Source organism: Pseudoflavonifractor phocaeensis (assembly GCF_021531375.1).
GTDB lineage: Bacteria > Bacillota > Clostridia > Oscillospirales > Oscillospiraceae > Lawsonibacter > Lawsonibacter phocaeensis_B.
The window spans coordinates 17,825-36,847 of sequence record NZ_JADYTU010000007.1; the positions used below are offsets into that span (position 1 = coordinate 17,825).

At 62.2% G+C, this 19,023-nt stretch carries 24 protein-coding genes and 1 pseudogene; 24 read left to right on the top strand and 1 reads right to left on the bottom strand.

Translation table 11 applies throughout. The annotated features are described in order from the left end of the window. Positions 1–14 precede the first annotated feature (14 nt). The 10 genes from I6E39_RS04220 (at position 15) to I6E39_RS04265 (ending at position 10,525) form a co-directional block, all read left to right on the top strand. Positions 15–1,055, top strand: a complete 1,041-nt coding sequence (locus I6E39_RS04220) for a zinc-binding metallopeptidase family protein (RefSeq protein WP_235380329.1) — start codon at positions 15–17, stop codon at positions 1,053–1,055. Next, positions 1,048–2,073, top strand: coding sequence for a M42 family metallopeptidase (locus I6E39_RS04225; protein WP_235380331.1), 1,026 nt, complete (start codon positions 1,048–1,050; stop codon positions 2,071–2,073). Before I6E39_RS04220 ends, I6E39_RS04225 begins: the two co-directional genes overlap by 8 nt. Positions 2,074–2,099: 26 nt before the next feature. After that, a complete protein-coding gene (locus tag I6E39_RS04230) occupies positions 2,100–3,110 on the top strand; it encodes a M42 family metallopeptidase (protein WP_235380333.1) in 1,011 nt (336 codons plus the stop codon). Between the two features lies 1 nt (position 3,111). Next, positions 3,112–3,582, top strand: coding sequence for a SufBD protein (locus I6E39_RS04235; protein WP_235380334.1), 471 nt, complete (start codon positions 3,112–3,114; stop codon positions 3,580–3,582). A gap of 1 nt (position 3,583) precedes the next feature. Continuing rightward, positions 3,584–4,831 carry a methionine gamma-lyase family protein gene (locus tag I6E39_RS04240; protein WP_235380335.1) on the top strand — a complete coding sequence of 416 codons (1,248 nt, stop codon included), beginning with the start codon at positions 3,584–3,586 and terminating at the stop codon, positions 4,829–4,831. A 54-nt stretch (positions 4,832–4,885) separates the two neighbouring features. Next, positions 4,886–5,593 carry a sporulation protein YunB gene (gene yunB / locus I6E39_RS04245; protein ID WP_235380336.1) on the top strand — a complete coding sequence of 236 codons (708 nt, stop codon included), beginning with the start codon at positions 4,886–4,888 and terminating at the stop codon, positions 5,591–5,593. Positions 5,594–5,616: 23 nt separating this feature from the next. Next, on the top strand, positions 5,617–6,270 hold the full coding sequence (locus I6E39_RS04250; protein WP_235380337.1) for a VanZ family protein: 654 nt from the start codon (positions 5,617–5,619) through the stop codon (positions 6,268–6,270). A gap of 2 nt (positions 6,271–6,272) precedes the next feature. Beyond that, positions 6,273–8,246 carry an NAD-dependent DNA ligase LigA gene (gene ligA, locus I6E39_RS04255; RefSeq protein ID WP_235380422.1) on the top strand — a complete coding sequence of 658 codons (1,974 nt, stop codon included), beginning with the start codon at positions 6,273–6,275 and terminating at the stop codon, positions 8,244–8,246. A gap of 161 nt (positions 8,247–8,407) precedes the next feature. Continuing rightward, the gene (locus I6E39_RS04260; RefSeq protein WP_235380338.1) at positions 8,408–9,355 is read left to right on the top strand and encodes a DMT family transporter; all 948 of its coding nucleotides are present in this window, start codon (positions 8,408–8,410) and stop codon (positions 9,353–9,355) included. Positions 9,356–9,403: 48 nt separating this feature from the next. Beyond that, positions 9,404–10,525 carry a DUF362 domain-containing protein gene (locus I6E39_RS04265; RefSeq protein ID WP_235380341.1) on the top strand — a complete coding sequence of 374 codons (1,122 nt, stop codon included), beginning with the start codon at positions 9,404–9,406 and terminating at the stop codon, positions 10,523–10,525. Between the two features lie 70 nt (positions 10,526–10,595). On the opposite strand, the gene I6E39_RS04270 is transcribed toward I6E39_RS04265, so the two are convergent. Next, positions 10,596–11,105 (bottom strand): manganese catalase family protein, encoded by a 510-nt coding sequence (locus I6E39_RS04270; RefSeq protein WP_235380424.1) that lies wholly within the window; start codon positions 11,103–11,105, stop codon positions 10,596–10,598. Between the two features lie 110 nt (positions 11,106–11,215). On the opposite strand from I6E39_RS04270, the gene I6E39_RS04275 reads away from it, so the two are divergent. From I6E39_RS04275 to I6E39_RS04340, 14 genes and pseudogenes are all read left to right on the top strand, one after another. Continuing rightward, positions 11,216–11,776 (top strand): TetR/AcrR family transcriptional regulator, encoded by a 561-nt coding sequence (locus I6E39_RS04275; protein WP_235380343.1) that lies wholly within the window; start codon positions 11,216–11,218, stop codon positions 11,774–11,776. A gap of 72 nt (positions 11,777–11,848) precedes the next feature. Continuing rightward, a complete protein-coding gene (locus I6E39_RS04280) occupies positions 11,849–12,514 on the top strand; it encodes a hypothetical protein (protein ID WP_235380344.1) in 666 nt (221 codons plus the stop codon). Then, positions 12,514–12,933 carry a DUF2871 domain-containing protein gene (locus I6E39_RS04285; RefSeq protein ID WP_235380345.1) on the top strand — a complete coding sequence of 140 codons (420 nt, stop codon included), beginning with the start codon at positions 12,514–12,516 and terminating at the stop codon, positions 12,931–12,933. The genes I6E39_RS04280 and I6E39_RS04285 overlap by 1 nt, the downstream gene beginning before the upstream one ends. A 207-nt stretch (positions 12,934–13,140) precedes the next feature. After that, a complete protein-coding gene (locus I6E39_RS04290) occupies positions 13,141–13,494 on the top strand; it encodes a hypothetical protein (protein ID WP_235380346.1) in 354 nt (117 codons plus the stop codon). Positions 13,495–13,509: 15 nt separating this feature from the next. After that, positions 13,510–14,550 (top strand): alcohol dehydrogenase, encoded by a 1,041-nt coding sequence (locus tag I6E39_RS04295; RefSeq protein ID WP_235380347.1) that lies wholly within the window; start codon positions 13,510–13,512, stop codon positions 14,548–14,550. 2 nt (positions 14,551–14,552) lie between these two features. After that, the gene (locus I6E39_RS04300) at positions 14,553–15,257 is read left to right on the top strand and encodes an SDR family NAD(P)-dependent oxidoreductase (RefSeq protein ID WP_235380348.1); all 705 of its coding nucleotides are present in this window, start codon (positions 14,553–14,555) and stop codon (positions 15,255–15,257) included. A 19-nt stretch (positions 15,258–15,276) separates the two neighbouring features. After that, positions 15,277–15,741, top strand: a complete 465-nt coding sequence (gene bcp / locus I6E39_RS04305; RefSeq protein ID WP_235380349.1) for a thioredoxin-dependent thiol peroxidase — start codon at positions 15,277–15,279, stop codon at positions 15,739–15,741. Positions 15,742–15,744: 3 nt separating this feature from the next. Next, positions 15,745–16,134: a rhodanese-like domain-containing protein gene (locus I6E39_RS04310; RefSeq protein ID WP_235380350.1), complete on the top strand. Its 390-nt coding sequence runs from the start codon at positions 15,745–15,747 to the stop codon at positions 16,132–16,134. A 26-nt stretch (positions 16,135–16,160) separates the two neighbouring features. Then, positions 16,161–16,363 (top strand): annotated as a pseudogene (locus tag I6E39_RS04315) (EFR1 family ferrodoxin); the annotation flags it as partial. Continuing rightward, a complete protein-coding gene (gene yaaA, locus I6E39_RS04320; protein ID WP_235380351.1) occupies positions 16,360–17,127 on the top strand; it encodes a peroxide stress protein YaaA in 768 nt (255 codons plus the stop codon). The pseudogene I6E39_RS04315 and the gene yaaA, both read left to right, overlap by 4 nt. Then, positions 17,112–17,636, top strand: a complete 525-nt coding sequence (locus I6E39_RS04325) for a DUF6933 domain-containing protein (protein ID WP_235380353.1) — start codon at positions 17,112–17,114, stop codon at positions 17,634–17,636. The genes yaaA and I6E39_RS04325 overlap by 16 nt, the downstream gene beginning before the upstream one ends. Then, a complete protein-coding gene (locus I6E39_RS04330; protein WP_235380354.1) occupies positions 17,633–18,013 on the top strand; it encodes a DUF5655 domain-containing protein in 381 nt (126 codons plus the stop codon). The genes I6E39_RS04325 and I6E39_RS04330 overlap by 4 nt, the downstream gene beginning before the upstream one ends. Before the next feature lie 20 nt (positions 18,014–18,033). Continuing rightward, positions 18,034–18,384 carry a DUF2200 domain-containing protein gene (locus I6E39_RS04335; RefSeq protein ID WP_235380356.1) on the top strand — a complete coding sequence of 117 codons (351 nt, stop codon included), beginning with the start codon at positions 18,034–18,036 and terminating at the stop codon, positions 18,382–18,384. 49 nt (positions 18,385–18,433) lie between these two features. Then, entirely contained in the window at positions 18,434–18,997 is a 564-nt protein-coding gene (locus tag I6E39_RS04340; protein WP_235380358.1) for a GDSL-type esterase/lipase family protein, read from the top strand. Positions 18,998–19,023 lie beyond the last annotated feature (26 nt).

Below are 19,023 nucleotides of genomic sequence, written 5' to 3' on the forward strand. Positions count from 1 at the left end.
CCGGGAGGAGTACCATGGATCATCAAGAAGTTTTGGGCCGTCTGTGCGCCCTGGCCGGGCCCAGCGGCTTTGAGGGCACGGTGGCCCGGGAAGCCGCCCGCCTGCTGGAGCCTCTGGTGGACCGGGTGCAGGTGGACCGGATGGGCAGCGTGGTGGGCCTGCGCAGCTGTGGGAAGGAGAACGCTCCCAAGCTGCTGCTGGACGCCCACCTGGACGAGATCGGTTTCCTTGTCACCGGCCACGAGGAGGGCTTTCTCCACATCGCCCCCTTGGGCGGCGTGGACCCCCGGATGCTCCCCGACCGGGAGCTGACCATCCTGACCCAGCCCCCCATGCTGGGGGTGGCGGCCTGTCTGCCGCCCCACATCCAGACCCGGGAGGAGATGGACAAGTCCCAGCCCATGAAGGAGATGGTGGTGGACGTGGGCCTGACCCAGGAGGAGGCCCAGCGCCTCGTCCCCATCGGCACCCCCGCCGTCTACCGCACCGGCTGCGCTCCCCTGGGGGAGGAGCTGCTGTGCGGCAAGGCGCTGGATGACCGGGCCTGCTTCGCCATTCTGCTGGACACCCTGGAGCGGCTGGCGGGGGAGGAGCTGGACGTGGACCTGTATGTCCTGGGCTCCACCCAGGAGGAGACCCACAGCACCGGCGCCATCACCGCCGCCTTCGGCGTCATGCCCGACCTGTGCGTGGCGGTGGACGTGACCCACGGGGACAGCCCCGACGCTCCCAAGGACAAAACCTTCAAGCTGGGGGGCGGCCCCGTCATCGGCGTGGGCCCCAACTGTACCCGATGGATGTCCAAGCGGCTGGAACGTAAGGCAAAAGAACTTGACATGGACTGCCAGATCGAGGTCATGGCGGGTCACAGCGGCACCAACGGCTGGGACCTGCAGATCAGCCGGGAGGGGGTAGCCACCGCCGTGCTGTCTCTGCCTCTGCGGTATATGCACACCCCCGTGGAGACCGCCAGCCGGGCCGATATGACCGACTGCGCCCGGCTGCTGGCCCAGTTTATCCGGGACATCGGGAAGGAGGTGCCCTCCTATGCTTGAGCTGGTCAAGGAATTATGCGCCCTCAACGGCGTGTCCGGGGCGGAGGAGGAGGTCCGGGACTTTATCCGGGCCAAAGCCGCCCCTTACGCCGATTCCATCCGCACCGACGCGCTGGGCAACCTGATCGTCTATAAAAAAGGCAAAAAGCCCACCGGGAACAAGGTGCTCCTGGCCGCCCACATGGACGAGGTGGGGGGCATCGTCACAAAGATCACCGACGAGGGCTTTTTAAAATTTGATTTCGTGGGCGGCGTGGACCGCCGGGTGGCCATCGGCAAGCCGGTGGTGCTGGGGGAGAAGAAGGTCCCCGGCATCATCGGGCTCAAAGCCATCCATCTGGTGAGCCGGGAGGAGGAGAAAAAGGTCCCCAAGACCGATTCCCTCTACATTGACATCGGCGCCAAGGACAAGGAAGCGGCGGAACAGCTGGTGGAGCTGGGGACCTATGGGGCCTTTGTGGGCGCGCCCGAGGAGTTTGGAACCGGCCTGCTGAAGGCCAAGGCCATCGACGACCGGGTGGGCTGCGCCGTCATGCTGGAGCTGCTGAAGGAGGACCTGCCTCTGGACGTGACCTTCGCCTTTACTGCCCAGGAGGAGGTGGGCACCCGGGGAGCTTTCGGGGCGGCGTTCTCCGTCACGCCGGAGGTGGCTCTGGTGCTGGAGACCACCACCGCCGCCGACCTGCCCGGCGTAGAGGACCACCGGAAAGTGTGCGCCCCCGGCAAGGGCCCCGTCATCTCCTATATGGACGGCGGCACCATCTATGACCGGGAGCTGTTCGAGACCCTGCGGGACCTGGCCGAGGACAACCACATCCCCTGGCAGACTAAGGAGTATATCGCCGGGGGCAACGACGCCCGGACCATCCAGCGCTCCAAGAAGGGCGTCCGGGTGGCCGCCATGTCCGCCGCCGTCCGGTACCTCCACGCCCCCGCCAGCGTGGGCAGCACCGCCGATTTTGCAGATATGCTGCGCCTGACCCGGCTGTTCCTGGACCGGATGGCGGAGTCCTGCTGATTTCAACACGTCAAAGGTGATATGATATGGAATTGATCGAACTCATTGAGACTTTGAATACCGCCCACGGCCCCTCGGGGGACGAGGGCGGCGTCCGGGCGGTCATGGAGCATTTGGCGAAGCCTTACGCCGATGAGATGACCGCCGACACCCTTGGCAACCTCATTGTCCGCAAAAAGGGCAGCGGCCCCAAGGTTATGTTTGCCGCCCACATGGACTCCATCGGCTTCATCGTCACCCACATCGAGAAGGAGGGCTTCCTCCGGGTGGGACGTCTGGGGGGCGTCAGCCCCAAGGAGGTCCTCTATACCCCGGTCCGTTTCAAAAACGGACTCCGGGGCGTGGTGGTCCCCGAGGAGAAGGCCGACTTCGGCAAGCTGAAGCTGGACGAGTGCTTTCTTGACATCGGCGCCCGAAGCGAGGAGGAGGCCAAAAAGCTGGTCCGGGTAGGGGATACCGCCGTCTACGACACCGCCGTCTTTACCAACGGCGGCGGCAGACAGGTGTTCTCGCCCTATTTGGACAACCGGGTCTCCTGCGCCATCCTGCTCTCGGTCCTGGAGCGGCTGCCCGCCCATTGCCCCAACGACCTGTACTTTGTCTTTACCGTCCAGGAGGAGGTGGGTCTCCGGGGCAGCCGGACCGCCGCCTTTGGGGTGGACCCGGACTACGGCATCGCCGTGGACGTGACCGACGTGGACGACACCCCCGGCTCTGAAAAGTCCGGCACCACCCAGTTGGGGAAGGGCGCGGCCATTAAGGTCATGGATTCCTCCGTCATCTGCCACCCCGCCGTGGTGGCAAAGCTGGAGGAGCTGGCCCGGGAGGGGAACATCCCCGTTCAGCGGGACATCCTGCGCGCCGGCGGCACCGACGCGGGCGCCATCCACATCACCCGGTCCGGGGTGCGGACCGGCGGCATCTCCGTGCCCTGCCGGTACATCCATACCCCCGCCGAGGCGGTGGACCTGACCGACGCCAAGGCCTGCGCCGACCTGGCTCTGGCCTTTGCCCAGGCGGAGCTGGAGGAGTGCTGACATGGAGGATCTGGACCAACTGGTGGCCAACCTGACCGCCCCCGTGAACAAGGTGGGCTGCGGAGCCATGAGGGAGCTGGAGGCCATCGCCCAGACCTCCGACCAGGTCTACCCCTATTTTGACCACTTTCTCGCCCTGCTGGACCACCCCAATTCCCTGGTCCGGAACCGGGCCCTGACGCTGGCGGCCCAGAACGCCCGCTGGGACGGGGAGGGAAAGCTGGACCGGGATCTGGACCGCTATCTGGCCCATATCAACGACGAGAAGCCTATCACCGCCCGCCAGTGTATCCAGAACCTGAGCCACATTCTGGCCGCCAAGCCCCACCTGGCCCCCAAAATCCGGGAGGCCTTGGAGGGGGCGGACTTTACCCGCTATCCCGACTCCATGGCGCCGCTGCTTCAAAGGGACGCCATCAAAATTTTAAAACAGATCGACGCAATATCAGAGATAGATAGGAATGAACAGTAAAATGCCTTTACAGATCAGCGACAAGGTCAAAGTTCTGGGCTATCAGGCCCAGTCGGAGTTGACCGAGGAATTTGCCCGCATCGACGCCGTGGCCCAGGAGAACACCGCCCGGGTCCTGGCCGCTTTCCAGAAGCACCGGGTGGCCGAGGGCTATTTTGCCGGTACCACCGGCTACGGCTACGACGACCTGGGCCGGGACAAGCTGGACGAGATCTACGCCGACCTCTTCGGCACGGAAGCCGCCCTGGTCCGCATCCAGTTCGTCAACGGTACCCACGCCATCGCCTGCGCCCTGTTCGGCGCTCTGAAGGCGGGGGATGTGCTGGTATCCGCCGTGGGCGCGCCCTACGACACCCTCCTGGGCGTCATCGGCCAGGGGGACAAGGGCCACGGCTCCTTGAAAGACTACGGGGTCGAGTATCGTCAAGTGGAATTACTTGACAATATGCCCGACCTGGAAGGGATGGCCAAGGCCGCCTCCGACCCCCGGGTGAAGGCGGTGCTCATCCAGCGGTCCAAGGGCTATTCCACCCGCGCCTCCCTGTCGGTGGAGGAGATCGGGGAGATGTGCCGCCGTATCAAGGCGGCCAACCCCAACGCCGCCATCATCGTGGACAACTGCTACGGGGAGTTCGTGGAGACGCTGGAGCCCACCCATGTGGGAGCCGATCTGGTGGTGGGCTCCCTCATCAAGAATCCCGGCGGCGGGCTGGCCCCCACCGGCGGTTATCTGGCCGGACGGCGTGACCTGGTGGAGGGCGCGGCCATGCGCCTCACCGTCCCCGGCATCGGCGGCGAGTGCGGCTGCACCCTGGGCCAGAACCGGCTGCTGTACCAGGGCCTGTTCCTGGCCCCTCATACCGTGGCCCAGGCCCTGAAGACCGCCGTCTTTGCCGCCAAGGTCATGGAGAAGCTGGGCTATGAGACCGAGCCCCGCTCCAACGCCGTCCGTCACGACATCATCCAGATGATCCACATGAAGGAGCCCGAGGCCCTGAAAAAGTTCTGCAAGGGCATCCAGTTCGGCGCTCCCGTGGACTCCTATGTGACTCCGGAGCCCTGGGACATGCCGGGCTACGACTGCCAGGTCATCATGGCCGCCGGGGCCTTTATCCAGGGAGCTTCCATCGAGCTGTCCGCCGACGCCCCCATGCGTCCGCCCTACACCGTCTATCTCCAGGGCGGTCTGACCTTTGAGTCGGGCCGGCTGGGGGTACTGCTGGCGGTCCAGGAGCTGCTGGGCGGCTAAGGCGGCATAGGGCAAGCTCCCCGGGGAATATCCTCTCTCCGAGGGGGTGAGGCTATGGCCGGAGGCAGACTGGGACGGAGCCTGCGCCGAACCGCCGCCCGGGCCCGCCGGCGTGGAGCCGGACGGGGAGAGGGAAGACCTCCCGTCCTGCTGACGGTGGCGGCCGCCCTGCTGGTCGCCCTGTTTCTGGTCCGCGCTACGGAGCGCCGTCTCCGCCCCACGCTGACCATTTTGGCAGCCGCTCAGGTCCAGAACCAGGTCGCCGCACTGTTGGAAGAGGCGGTGGCCCAGGACCTGGCCCAGCGTCAGGTGGGCTACGGCGATCTGGTGACGATCCACCGGGACGCTTCGGGGGCGATCACCGCCCTGACCACCCAAACGGGAGAGCTGAACCTGCTGCGGGCGGAGCTGGTCTCCCAGATGCTGGAAGCCCTGGGGAAAAGGTCGGCCACCGACCTTCAGATCCCACTGGGCAGTCTGCTGGATTCGGAGATTACCTGGGGACGGGGTCCCGCCCTGACGGTGCGGACGGCGGCGGCAGGCACGGTGTCCGCCGAATTTGAGAGTGAATTTTCCGCGGCAGGGGTCAACCAGACCGTCCACCGCATTGCGCTGGAGCTGGCCGTCCCCATGACGGTGCTGCTGCCGGGCGGCCCCATGGAGGTGCCGGTCCGGACCTGCCTGCCGGTTGCGGAAACGGTGATCGTGGGCCAGGTGCCCGACACCCATTTGCAGCTGGAGGGCCTGCCGGCCTCCGGCTGAATCCCAGAGTAAGGGGTTTACCAATGAGTTTAAGCGAAACACTATGGTGGTATCTGGGCAATATCTTGGAATACGCCATGCAGATGCTGCCCTGTATGCTGGGCGCGCTGGCGGTATTTCTCCTGGTCCGGCCCGGCCAGCTGCGCCGGCTGGAGGGCCGGGGGCTGGTCAGCGGCCCGTGGCGGGAGGGGGCCCTGCTGCTGTTCGTCATGTTCGGGGCGGGACTGGCCGCCCTGACTGTGTTCCCGGCGGGGTTCTGGCGGGTGCGCCACTGGTCCGCCTTCCTGCGGGGGGAGCGGCCCCTGTTCCCTCCGGTGGACTGGCATATCCAGCTTCAGACCCTTCAGCTGACCCCGCTGCAGGAGATCTACCGGGCGTTCCGGGGGCCCTGGGTCATGTTCCTCATGCTGGCCAACATCGGCATCTTTCTGCCCGTGGGGTTTTTTATCGCCCTGCTGTGGCGGCGGCCCAGGTGGTGGAAGTCCGCCGGGCTGGGCTGCCTCTGCTCCTGCGCCATTGAGTTTGTCCAGATTTTTATCGGCAGGAGCACCGACGTGGACGACGTGATCCTGAACACCGCCGGGGCCTTTCTGGGTTACTGGCTGTTTCGGCTGCTGCGGGCCCTGTTTCCCCGGTGCTTTGCCAAGTTCCAATGCCACGAAAGAGGTGCCATATGACCATGGACTATCAGACTGAGATCGCGGACCTGCGCCGGGAGCTGGAGCGGGCCAGCTATGAGTACTATGTACAGGACGCCCCCACCATGTCCGACTATGACTATGACCACAAGCTGCGCCGCCTGGAGGAGCTGGAGGCGGCCCACCCGGAGACCGTCACCCCCGACTCGCCCACTCAGCGCGTGGGTGGGAAGGCCCTGGAGTCCTTTACCCAGGTGGAGCACAAGGTCCCCCTGGAGTCCCTCCAGGACGTCTTTGACTTTGACGAGCTGCGCGCCTTCGACCAGCGGGTCCGGAGCGTGGTCAACGACCCCTCCTATGTGGTGGAGCCAAAGGTGGACGGCCTGTCGGTGGCGCTGGAGTATGTGGACGGCCTCTTCGTCCGGGGCGCCACCCGGGGCGACGGCCGGGTGGGGGAGGACGTGACGGAGAATCTCCGGACCATCCGCTCCATCCCTCTTCGCATCCCGGACGCCCCCGCCCAGTTCATTGTCCGGGGGGAGGTCTTTATGCCCAAAAAGGTGTTCCACGCCCTGAATGAGGAGCGGGAGCGCAGGGGTGAGGCCCTGTTCGCCAACCCCCGGAACGCCGCGGCCGGCTCTCTGCGGCAGCTGGACCCCAGGATCGCCGCCTCCCGGAAGCTGGACATCCTGGTGTTCAACGTCCAGTGGGCGGAGGGTGAGACCTTCCGTACCCATCTGGACACTCTGGACTACTTGAGCGCCAAAGGCTTTAAAGTGATTCCACATGTCAGCTGTTCTACCGTGGAGCAGGTGACGGAGCAGATCGCCAAGATCGGAGACAGCCGGGAGGGGTACCAGTTTGACATTGACGGCGCGGTGGTAAAGGTCAACGACCTGGACCAGCGCCGCCAGCTGGGCTCCACCGCAAAGTTCCCCCGGTGGGCGGCGGCCTATAAGTATCCCCCGGAGGTAAAACCCTCCAAGCTGCTGGACATTGTGGTCCAGGTGGGCCGGACCGGAGTGCTGACCCCCAGGGCGGTACTGGAGCCGGTGCGGCTGGCAGGCACCACCGTCACCAGCGCCACCCTCCACAACCAAGATTTTATCACGGAGAAAGACATCCGCATCGGGGACACGGTGCTGGTCCGCAAGGCCGGCGAGATCATCCCCGAGGTCCTCTCCGTGGTGCCGGACCTGCGGCCCGAGGGGGCGCAGCCCTACGTTCTGCCCACCCTCTGTCCCGTCTGCGGCGCCCCCGTGGAGCGGGAGGAGGACGGGGCACATGTCCGCTGCACCGGAGCCGAGTGCCCCGCCCAGCTGCTGCGGAACCTGGCCCACTTCGCCAGCCGGGACGCCATGGACATTGAGGGGCTGGGCATCGCTGTGGTGGAGAATCTGGTGGGAGCGGGACTGGTCAAGACCCCCGGCGACCTGTACTTCCTGAAGGAAGAGGATGTGGCCGGCCTGGACCGGATGGGCAAGAAGTCGGCCCAGAACCTGCTGGCCGCCATTGAGAAGTCCAAGGGGCAGGACCTGTCCCGGCTGATCTACGCCTTTGGCATCCGTCAGGTGGGACAGAAGGCGGGCAAGATCCTGGCCGCCCGGTTCCACACCCTGGAGGCTTTGGAGAATGCCTCCCTGGAGGAGCTGACCGCCGTGGACGACGTGGGGGAGATCACCGCCCGGAGCATTCTGGAGTGGATGTCCAGCCCCCAGAGCAAGCACCTGATGGCCCGTCTGCGGGAGGCGGGAGTCAACATGACGGCGGCGGAGCAGGGCAGCGACCAGCGGTTCCAGGGGATGACCTTCGTCCTCACCGGCGGGCTGGAGCAGTTCACCCGGGAGCAGGCCTCGGAAATGATCGAGGCCCGGGGCGGCAAGTCCTCCGGCTCCGTGTCCAAAAAGACCACCTATGTGGTGGCCGGGGAGGGAGCGGGCTCCAAACTGCGGAAAGCCCAGGAGCTGGGCATCCCGGTCCTCAGTGAAGGGGAGTTTCTGGCCCTGATGGAATAATTTAATTTTTTTCATATGTAATGGAAAGCGCCCGGGGCCTGGGGTCCCGGGCGTTTCTGCGCCCAGCCCTGGCACGGCCGGTAAATTATCATTTCCTTTTTGTGGGGTTTGTGCTATAATAATTTGGCATTGTGCGCAATGCACAGAAAGGTCGGATCCCCGTGAAAAAAGGATACCTCTATATTGCCGTGGCAGTGGTGATGTTCAGCTCCTTTGAGGTGGTGCTGAAGTACATCGCCGGACAGATCAACTCCGTCCAGCTCACCCTGGCCCGGTTCACCATCGGCTTTCTCTTCCTGTTGCCCCTGGCCCTGCACACCCTGAAAAAGCGGGGGAAGCGGCTGGACGGGAGGACTTTGGGCTACTTCGCGCTGCTGGGCCTCACCGGCATTGCCCTGAGCATGCCCATTCTCCACCTGTCGGTGAACTACACCGACTCGGCGGTGGTGGCGGTGCTGTTCAGCTGCAACCCGGTCTTTGTCACCTTCCTGGCCTTCTTCTTCCTGGGCGAGCCCATCAAACGGCGCCATGTGGCCGCCCTGGTCCTGGAGATCGCGGGCACCGTGGCCCTGATCAATCCCCTCCACACCAGCCTGAACATGACCGGCGTAGCGCTGGCCCTGCTGTCCACCCTGCTGTTCTCTCTGTACGGAGTGATGGGGAAGCGGAAATGCGCCGAATACGGAGGCGCCGTGGTCACCTGCTTCAGCTTTTTCTTCGGCAGCCTCATCGTCCTGGCCTTCATCCTGGTCACCCACATCCCGGCGGTGGCCGACGCCATCATTGCCGCCGGCCTGCCCAACTTTGCCAACATCCCCATCCTGGCAGGGTACACCATGGAGAACCTGCCCTATGTCCTCTATGTCTCCGCCGGCGTGGCGGGGGTGGGCTTCTGCGCCTACTTCCTGGCCATGGAGTACCAGCCGGCCAGCGTGGTCTCCCTAGTCTATTTCTTCAAGCCCGCCCTGTCGCCCCTGCTGGCCTGGTGGCTCCACGGGGAGGCGGTCTCCGGGAACATGCTGCTGGGCATCGTCCTCATCGTCTGCGGCTCCCTATGCTCCATCATCCCGGGCATTCTGGAGGCCAAAACCGCAAAAACCATTGGTTAATCAAGCGTTGTTTAGTAAATTTACCTTACAGTTGAGAGGAGAAGCGTCATGAACCCTTCCAAGGTCTATTTTACCGATCTTCGTACTACCATCGGGGTCAGCCAGCTGGATAAGCTGGAGCGGCTGATCCGGGCCGCCGGCATCGGAGACATCGACTTTGACCACAAAATGACCGCCATCAAGATCCACTTCGGCGAGCCCGGCAACCTGACTTTCCTGCGGCCCAACTACGCCCGGCGGGTGGCCGACGTGGTCAAGTCCCTGGGCGGCGTGCCCTTTCTGACCGACTGCAACACCCTGTATCCCGGCCGGCGGAAGAACGCCCTGGAGCACATCGAGAGCGCCTATGAGAACGGCTTTACGCCTTACGCTACCGGCTGTCAGGTCATCATCGGCGACGGCTTGAAGGGCAGCGACGACATTGAGGTGCCCGTACGCAATGGCCAGTATGTGAAGGCGGCCAAGATCGGCCGGGCCATCATGGACGCCGACGTGTTCATCAGCCTCAGCCACTTCAAGGGCCATGAGCAGACCGGCTTCGGCGGCGCGCTGAAGAACATCGGCATGGGCTGCGGCAGCCGCCGGGGCAAGATGGAGCAGCACGCGGCGGGCAAGCCCGAGGTCAGCCAGAGCCGCTGTGTGGGCTGCCGCCAGTGCGCCAAGCAGTGCGCCCAGGATGCCTTTACCTATGAGAACAAAAAGGCCTCCATCGACCACAACAAATGCGTGGGCTGCGGACGGTGTATCGCCGCCTGCAACTTCGACGCCATTTACAACCCCAACGACAGCGCCGCCGAAATGCTGGACCGGAAGATGGCCGAGTACGCCATGGCCGTGGTGGACGGCCGTCCCCACTTCCATATCAGCCTGGTCATCGACATCTCCCCCTACTGCGACTGCCACGGCGAGAACGACATGGCCATCCTGCCTGACGTGGGCATGTTCGCCTCCTTCGACCCGGTGGCCCTGGACCAGGCCTGCGCGGACGCCTGTCTGCGGCAGCAGCCCATCCCCGGAAGCCTGCTGGACGAGAACATGCACCGGGAGGGCTTCTGCGACCACCACGACCACTTCAAGAACACCACCCCCGCTTCGGAGTGGAAGGCCTGTCTGGAGCACGCCGAGGCCATCGGCCTGGGCAGCCGGGCTTACGAGCTCATTGAGGTCTGACACTCTGTTGATCTTCTCTCATTCAAAGCGCCCGGAGCGAACGCTCCGGGCGCTGTTTGCATGGAAAGACTTACTCCGCAGGTTTGGACATGGCCGCCTTGGGCGCGGCGCCTTTGTCAAAGGCAGGGTTGGTGAAGTAGATGTTTTTGTCGTTCATCTTGTCCTTGCACAGGCGCAGACACTCGCCGAAGCGCTGGAAGTGGACGATCTCCCGCTCCCGGAGGAAGCGGATGACGTTGTTCACGTCGGGGTCGTCGGACAGCCGGAGAATGTTGTCATAGGTCTTCCGGGCCTTTTGTTCCGCAGCCAGGTCCTCGGTCAGGTCGGCGATCACGTCGCCGGTGGACTGGATGGACGCGGCGGTCCAGGGGAAACCGGAGGCGGCGGTGGGGTAGACGCCGGTGGTGTGGTCCACGAAGTAGGCGGCGAAGCCGGGATTGGCCCGGATCTCCTCGTCGGTCAGATTCCGGGTCAGCTGGTGGACGATGGCCGCCACCATTTCCATGTGGCCCAGTTCCTCGGTGCCTAGAGAGGAATCGTCATGCGCCGGCGCGGCCGGGCTGTGCGCAACTCTATGAATTCGGCGGCATCAAGGGCCAGCCTTATACGGCGGAGCGGTGGCCGGTGCCACTTGACAAGTCCGGTCAATCGGGCCATAATGAACATTGTTCAGTTTGGGAGGTGGGCAGCATGAACACCGTCATCACATCGCAAGAAGCCATTATGCAGGTGTGCAGGCGCATCGTGGCGGAGAAGGGCCTGAAGGCGCTGAATATGCGGTTGGTTGCCGATGAATGCCATATCGCCCTGGGAACGCTGTACAACTATTATGCGGATAAAGATGAGCTTGTGCTGGCCACGGTAGAGAGCATCTGGAGAGATATTTTCCATGCGGGCCAGCGGAGCGAGGCGGACGTTTCCTTTGTCGGCTATGTGGCGGATCTGTACGCACGCATTTGGAAGGGGGCGGAGGAGTACCCCAATTTTCTGACGGGACATTCCATTAGCATCGCCAGCGCCAAGCGGGGCGAGGCCAAAAGCGCCATGGAGCACACCTTTGCCCACATGAAGGCAGGGATGCTGGAGGTGTTACAAACCGATCAAGCTGTACGGGGAAACACCTTTACATCGTCCTTTTCCCAAGAAGACCTGATCGGTTTTGTACTGGATCACATGCTGATCCTGCTTGTACAGGGACAGCCGGACTGCACCGTGCTGCTGGAGATCATCCGCAGAGCCATCTATGGATAGCGGGAGCCATACCAACAGGCAGGCACTCTTTTTCAGTAAAATGAACATTGTTCAAATTAGGAGGAATGAACCATGCAGGCAATTTTTGAAACGCTGTTTGACGTCGTGTATCTGGTGACCGTCATCACCCTGGGCATCCTCATGATCCGGGGCAGCAAGGGGAGAAGGCAGTATCTGCTGTACGGCGTCATGGCGGTGACGCTGGGCTGCGGCGACGCGTTCCATCTGGTGCCCCGGGCCATTGCCCTTTGCACCACGGGACTGGACCACTACACAGCGGCCCTGGGCATCGGCAAGCTGGTGACCTCGGTGACCATGACGCTGTTCTATGTGCTGCTCTACTATGTGTGGCGGGCCCGGTATCAGGTCAGCGGTCAAAAGGGAACCACGGCCGCCGTGTGGGTACTGGCCCTGGTCCGCATCGCCTTGTGCCTGATGCCGCAGAACGCATGGACCAGCGCAAATCCGCCCCTCTCCTGGGGGATCTACCGGAATATCCCCTTTACGATCCTGGGTGTGTTGATCGTGGTGCTGTTTTACCGCAGCGCGAAGGAAAAACAGGACAGGCCCTTCCGGCTTTTGTGGCTGGCCGTGGTGGTGAGCTTTGCCTGCTACATCCCCGTGGTGCTGTTCGCGGATACGGTGCCGGCGGTGGGAATGCTGATGATCCCCAAAACCTGCTCCTATGTCTGGGCCGTCCTGATCGGATTCAACGCCATGAAAGGGAGGAATGACTGATGAAAAAATACCTGAATATTTCTCTTGCCTATGCCATTGCGGCGATGGCGGGCGGCGTCTTTTACCGGGAATTCACCAAGTACAGCGGCTTTACCGGCGTGACAGCCCTGGGCAAGGTCCACGCCCATCTGTTTCTGCTGGGCATGCTGGTTTTCCTGGTGGTGGCGCTGTATGGGGCCCATAACGACCTTACAAAGATCAAGACCTTCCGGGCGTTTCTCTGGACCTACAACATCGGCGTTCCGCTGACGGCGGTCATGCTGGTCATACGCGGCGTGGCCCAGGTGAAGGGACTTGCGTTGTCCGCCGCCGCCAATGCCTCCATTTCGGGAATTGCGGGCATCGGCCATATTTTGACCGGGGCCGGCATCATCCTGCTGCTGTTGTCCTTAAAAACGGTGGCAAAGAACGAAAAGTGAACTATCCGTATCAAAAAATGAGCGTTTCGGCTGCCGAAACGCTCATTTTATAGTGTTCTGAAGCGCCAGGGATTCACGGAGCGTCGCGGATGGGATCAGTAGTCAGATTGGCTACTGTGGTTTGTAAGGTTCTTGGGGATAGAATTTTTCTCGACTCTATGCTATACTCGCTGTGAACCTGACTGATAAAGAATGGGAGGAATCTGTATGGATATTGCGCGTGCGAAAGAATTGCTCACCGCTTTGGCTGATGGCGTCAATCCTTTGACTGGAGAAATCCTTCCTGATGACTGTATCTGTAATCAAGCGGAAATCATACGTGCGTTTCATTGTATTCTTGCGAATATAAAAGAAAAACCAGCAAAAAAACTGCCGGAAAACGCGGGAAAACCGTGGACATCGGAAGAAGAAGCCGCTTTGGTCCGTATGTTTGACGCAGGAAGTACACGCAAAGAAATGTGTGCGTACTTCAAACGTACCAAAGGTGCATTGGCTGCGAGACTTGTCCAAATTGGAAAACTCCAAAATCGAGAGGAATTTGACTTTCGCGTGAATGAGTAAGGGAGAACAAAGGATATGCTGGCCTATACCTATGTGGACCACGGAAAATTTGAACTTTTGGACAAGCCGAAGCCCGTTCTGCTGGACGACCGGGACGCCATCGTGCGGGTGACGCTGGCCAGTATCTGCACCAGCGACCTGCACATCAAGCACGGCTCGGTGCCCCGGGCCGTCCCCGGCGTCACCGTGGGCCATGAGATGGTGGGCGTGGTGGAGGAGGTAGGCTGCGCCGTTGCCGCCGTCAAGCCCGGCGACCGGGTGACGGTGAATGTGGAGACCTTCTGCGGGGTGTGCTTCTTCTGTCAGAACGGCTGGGTGAACAACTGCACGGACCCCAACGGCGGCTGGGCCCTGGGCTGCCGCATCGACGGAGGACAGGCGGAGTATGTCCGGGTGCCTTATGCCGACCAGGGGCTGAACAAGATCCCGGACACCGTCAGCGATGAGCAGGCCCTGTTCGTGGGCGACATTCTGGCTACCGGCTACTGGGCCGCGCAGATCTCCGAGATCAAGCCCACGGATACCGTACTGATTCTCGGTGCCGGTCCGACAGGCATCTGCACTTTACAATGTGTGCGTTTGAAGGAGCCGCGCCGCATCATTGTCTGCGACAAGGACCCGCGGCGGCTGAAATTCGTCCGGGACTGCTGCCCGGAGATCCTGACTGCCGGCCCGGAGCAGGTACAGGAGTTGGTGCAGGCATACAGCGAGCACGGCGGCGCGGATGTGGTGCTGGAGGTGGCCGGCAGCGAGGAGACCTTCCGGCTGGCCTGGGAATGTGCCCGGCCCAACGCCGTGGTGACGGTGGTGGCACTGTATGACGGCCCTCAGACGCTGCCCCTGCCCGAGATGTACGGCAAGAACCTGACCTTCAAGACCGGCGGCGTGGATGGCTGCAACTGCGCCGAGACCCTGGAGCTGATCGCGGACGGGAAGCTGGACACCACGCCGCTGATCACCCACACCTATCCGCTGCGGGACATTGAGGCGGCCTACGACCTCTTTGAGAATCACCGGGACGGCGTGATCAAAGTCGCCATCCAGATGGAGGAGTGACCATGTTTCAGGATAAAATCGTGGTGATCACCGGCGGCGCGGGGGGTATCGGCAGGTGCATCCGCGGGGAATTTGAGAAAGCCGGAGCCAAAGTCTGCGTCATTGACCTTGCGGACAACCCCTATTTTGTGGGGGACATCGGGGAGGAAGCCACTGTGCGCCGTTTTGCGGAGAAGGTCATCGCGGACCACGGCCATGTGGACTATCTCATCAACAACGCGCCGCCTCTGTTCAAGGGAATTGACCAGTGTACCTACGAGGAATTCAACTACGCCCTCCGGGTGGGCGTCTCCGCGGCCTTTTTGCTAACGCAGCTGTTTCTGCCCCACTTTGCCCCCGGGGCCAGCATCGTCAACATTTCCTCCAGCCGTGACCGCATGAGCCAGCCCTTCAGCGAGAGCTACACCGCCGCTAAGGGCGGCATTGCCGCGCTGACCCACGCGCTGGCGGTGAGCCTGTCCGGAAAGGTGCGGGTGAACTCCATTTCTCCCGGCTGGATCGACACCGGATACACGGTCTACCATGGCTCGGACGCCCTCCAGCAGCCAGCCGGACGGGTGGGCAATCCCCTGGACATCGCCAATATGGTGCTGTACCTGTGCTCGGACAAAGCGGGCTTTATCACGGGAGAAAACATCTGCATCGACGGCGGAATGACCCGCCAGATGATCTACCACAACGACTGGGGCTGGACGTACCAGCCTTGACAAAGGAGGATATTGCATCATGTTGGAAGTTGGAACCAAAGCGCCGGAGTTTACCTTGTGCGACCAGAAGGGAAACAGCGTCAGCCTGTCTGATTTTCTGGGCAAGAAGGTCGTGTTGTATTTTTATCCCAGGGACAATACCCCCGGCTGCACCCGGCAGGCCTGCGCCTTTGCCCAGAGCTATGGCGATCTTCAGTCCAAAAATACCGTTGTCATCGGCGTCAGTAAGGATTCCGTGGCCTCCCACCTGAAATTTGCCGAAAAGTACGAGCTGCCCTTCGTGCTGCTCTCCGACCCGGAGCTGCAGGCCATCCAGGCTTACGGCGTCTGGCAGGAGAAAAAGCTTTATGGCAAAGTCAGCATGGGCGTGGTGCGCAGCACCTACCTCATTGACGAGCAGGGCGTGATCGAGCGCGTGATGCCCAAGGTCAAGCCGGATACCAACGCCGCCGAGATCCTGGCCTATCTGAATGGCGAGGGATAAGGGATGAAGCGTATCTTACCTGCTGTTTTGACCGTGCTCCTGTTATTGACCGGATGCGGGGGGAGCGGCGCGGAGCAGAACAGTTACCGGCAGATCACCCAGGAAGAGGCCAAACAAATGATGGACGAGGGAGAGGAAGCCGTGGTGCTGGACGTCCGGGAGCGGGACGAGTACGACGCCGGGCATATCCCCGGTGCGGTGCTGCTGCCGGTGGGCACCATCGACGGGGACACCGCCGCCCAGGTCATCCCGGAGAAGGACACGGTGGTTCTGGTCTACTGCCGCAGCGGCAACCGCAGCAAAACGGCTTCCCAGGCTCTGGCGGACCTGGGCTACACCCAGGTCTATGAGTTCGGCGGCATCCGGGACTGGCCCTATGAAATCGAGGAGTGACGGACGAGGATCGTATACCTGTTTACGCTACGGCGGCCTGTATCGTCTGCGGGAAGTGCGTGACGGCCTGCCCGCTGAACAACATTCGCCTGTCTGACGGCCTGCGTGGGGGAATGCCTGCACCCACTGCATGGCCTGCATCTGCGGCTGTCCGGCGCAGGCCATCGAGTATGGAAAAAAGAGCCTTGGGAAGCCCAGGTATCAATGTCCGGAGATTGGAACGCCATGAAAATCATCATTTCACCAGCCAAGAAAATGAACCGGGATACGGACAGCCTGCCTTGGCGGGATCTGCCCTGCTTTCTGTCCCGGACGGAGGAGCTGCTCGGCCGGCTCCGGGGGATGGACTATGCCGCCTTGAAAAAGCTCTGGAAGTGCAGCGACCAGATCGCCGCGCTGAATGTCAGCCGGCTGGAGACCATGGACCTGCGCCAGGGGCTGACGCCCGCGGTCCTGGCCTACGAGGGCATCCAGTACCAGTACATGGCCCCCGGCGTGTTCACGACCCGGGAGTATGACTACATCCAGGAGCATCTGCGCATCCTCTCCGGCTTTTACGGCCTGCTGCGCCCCTTTGACGGTGTGACGCCCTACCGTCTGGAGATGCAGGCAAAGCTGAAAATATGTGATGCAAACGACCTTTACAGCTATTGGGGCGGAACCATTGCCGAGAAGCTGTTTGAAGGAACCGACTGCATCCTCAATCTGGCCTCCAAGGAATACAGCCTGTGCGTCTCCCGTTACCTGCCGCCGGAAAAGCGTTTTATCACCTGCGTGTTCGGCGAGGAGAAAGACGGGAAGATTATGGAAAAAGGTACCATGTGCAAGATGGCCCGGGGGGAGATGGTCCGTTACATGGCCGAGAACCAGATCGAGGCCCCGGAGGACATTCAGGCATTTGACCGGCTGGACTACCGCTTTGACCGGGCGCGTTCCGATGATGGGACCTATGTGTTTGTCCGGAGGGGGAAGGCGCCATGCAGCTTGGATTGACCTGGCCCCTCCAGCGGCTGTTACGTACAGCGGTGCCTTACGGCCAGCCGCTGGACAGGGGATTTTGCTGGGATGCCCACTGTATCACCCTCCATGGCCGCAGCAGTCTCCTGCTGGTCCACTGTGAGAGCCGGTACACCTGTGTCCGCTTTGATCTGTCCGCCTCAGACTGGGGCCGTCTGGACGAGATCGCGTGGGAAGAGATCGAGCTTGGCCTGCTGGAGGCCGGAATAGACGGGGACCAGGTAAAGAAATATCTTGCGGACGCCGGTGCGGTCCAGATGACCCGGACCCACGGCAGGAGGGAAGTGGCCTTTCTCAACCGTTCCTGGGAGGATGTGTTGTCGGCCGACCTGTTGGTGGAGGAAGGCAGCCAGCGTCAGCCCGCGCTGAACCACGCGGTCAACAGCCGCCCTTGCCGCTGTGCCGGGGAGGACGGCCCCGCCGCGGCCCGGGCGCACCTGGAGCGGTATTTCGCGCGGCGCCTGTCAGAAAAGGGGGAGCTATGAATCCGGATATTCTGTTCTTTTTCGGCGAGCATATGGACGCCCTGCCGCTGTATGAGCGGCTGGAGGAGTTGATCTCAGACCAGATCCCCGATGTGAAGATCAAGGTCTCCAAGACACAGATCACCTTTTCCAATAAACGCGGGTTTGCTTTCGTGTCCTTCAATCCCTGCCGCAGAGCCAAGGAGCGCCCGAAAGTCTGGATGACCGTCACCTTTGGTCTGAGCTACCGCAAGGAATCGCCCCGCATTGATGTGGCTACGGAGCCTTATCCCAACCGCTGGACCCATCATGTGACGGTGTCCGGTTTGGACGAGATCGACGGGGAGCTGATGGGCTGGATCAGGGAAGCGGCGGCCTTTTCCGCAACCAAAAGGTGATAACAAATGGGAGGGGCAGCATGAAGAACGAAGCGATTTTTGCCATGGAGTTTTCCAAGGTCTACCCGCTGCTGATCGCCAAAGCGGAGCGGAAGGGGAGGACCCGGGAAGAAGTGGATCAGGTCACCACCTGGCTCACCGGCTATACGGCGGCCGAGCTTGACCGCTTTCTGGAGACGTCTATTTCTTACGGCGCGTTCTTTGAACAGGCACCCCGGCTCAACGAGAACCGCCGGCTGATCAAAGGCTCTGTCTGCGGCGTCAAGCTGGAGACCATCGAGGACCCGCTGATGCTGGAGATACGCTATCTGGACAAGCTGGTGGACGAGCTGGCCAAGGGGAAGGCCATGGAAAGGATCTTGCGGAAATGAGATGATACCATTGGAACATGAACATGCGGCTGACGCAGAGGTGACGAGAATGCGGATTCTTTGTTTCGGAGATTCCAATACATATGGCTATGACCCGCGGTCCTATTTTGGCAGCCGCTATCCGGCGGAACACCGCTGGGTGGATCTGCTGGCCCAAAGGAGCGGGTGGGAGGTCCTGAACGCCGGGGAAAACGGACGGAAGATCCCAAGAACGGAAGGGGAGCTGGGCCGCTTTGCACAGCTGCTGTCCGGCTGTCAGCCGGTGGGTCTGCTGTTGGTCATGCTGGGGGGCAACGACTTGCTGCAGGGGGCAGACGCTGCCGGAGTTGCCGCCCGTATGGAGGCGTTTTTGACGCAAATACCCCTGCCTCGGGAGCAAATCGTGCTGATCGGACCGCCGCCTGTGAAACCTGGCGCATGGGTGACGGAAGAGCGGCTTTTGGCCGATTCCGTGGGGCTTGCCGCCGCGTATCAGGCCCTCTCCCAGAAGCTGGGGACCCGCTTTGTTGACGCGGGAGGCTGGGAAATCGCTCTGACCTTCGACGGCGTTCATTTCTCCGAGGAGGGGCACGGAACCTTCGCGGAAAACCTCTATTTAGCGCTGAAGCAATAAGCGGGGCCCGGCCTAGACCAAGTTCC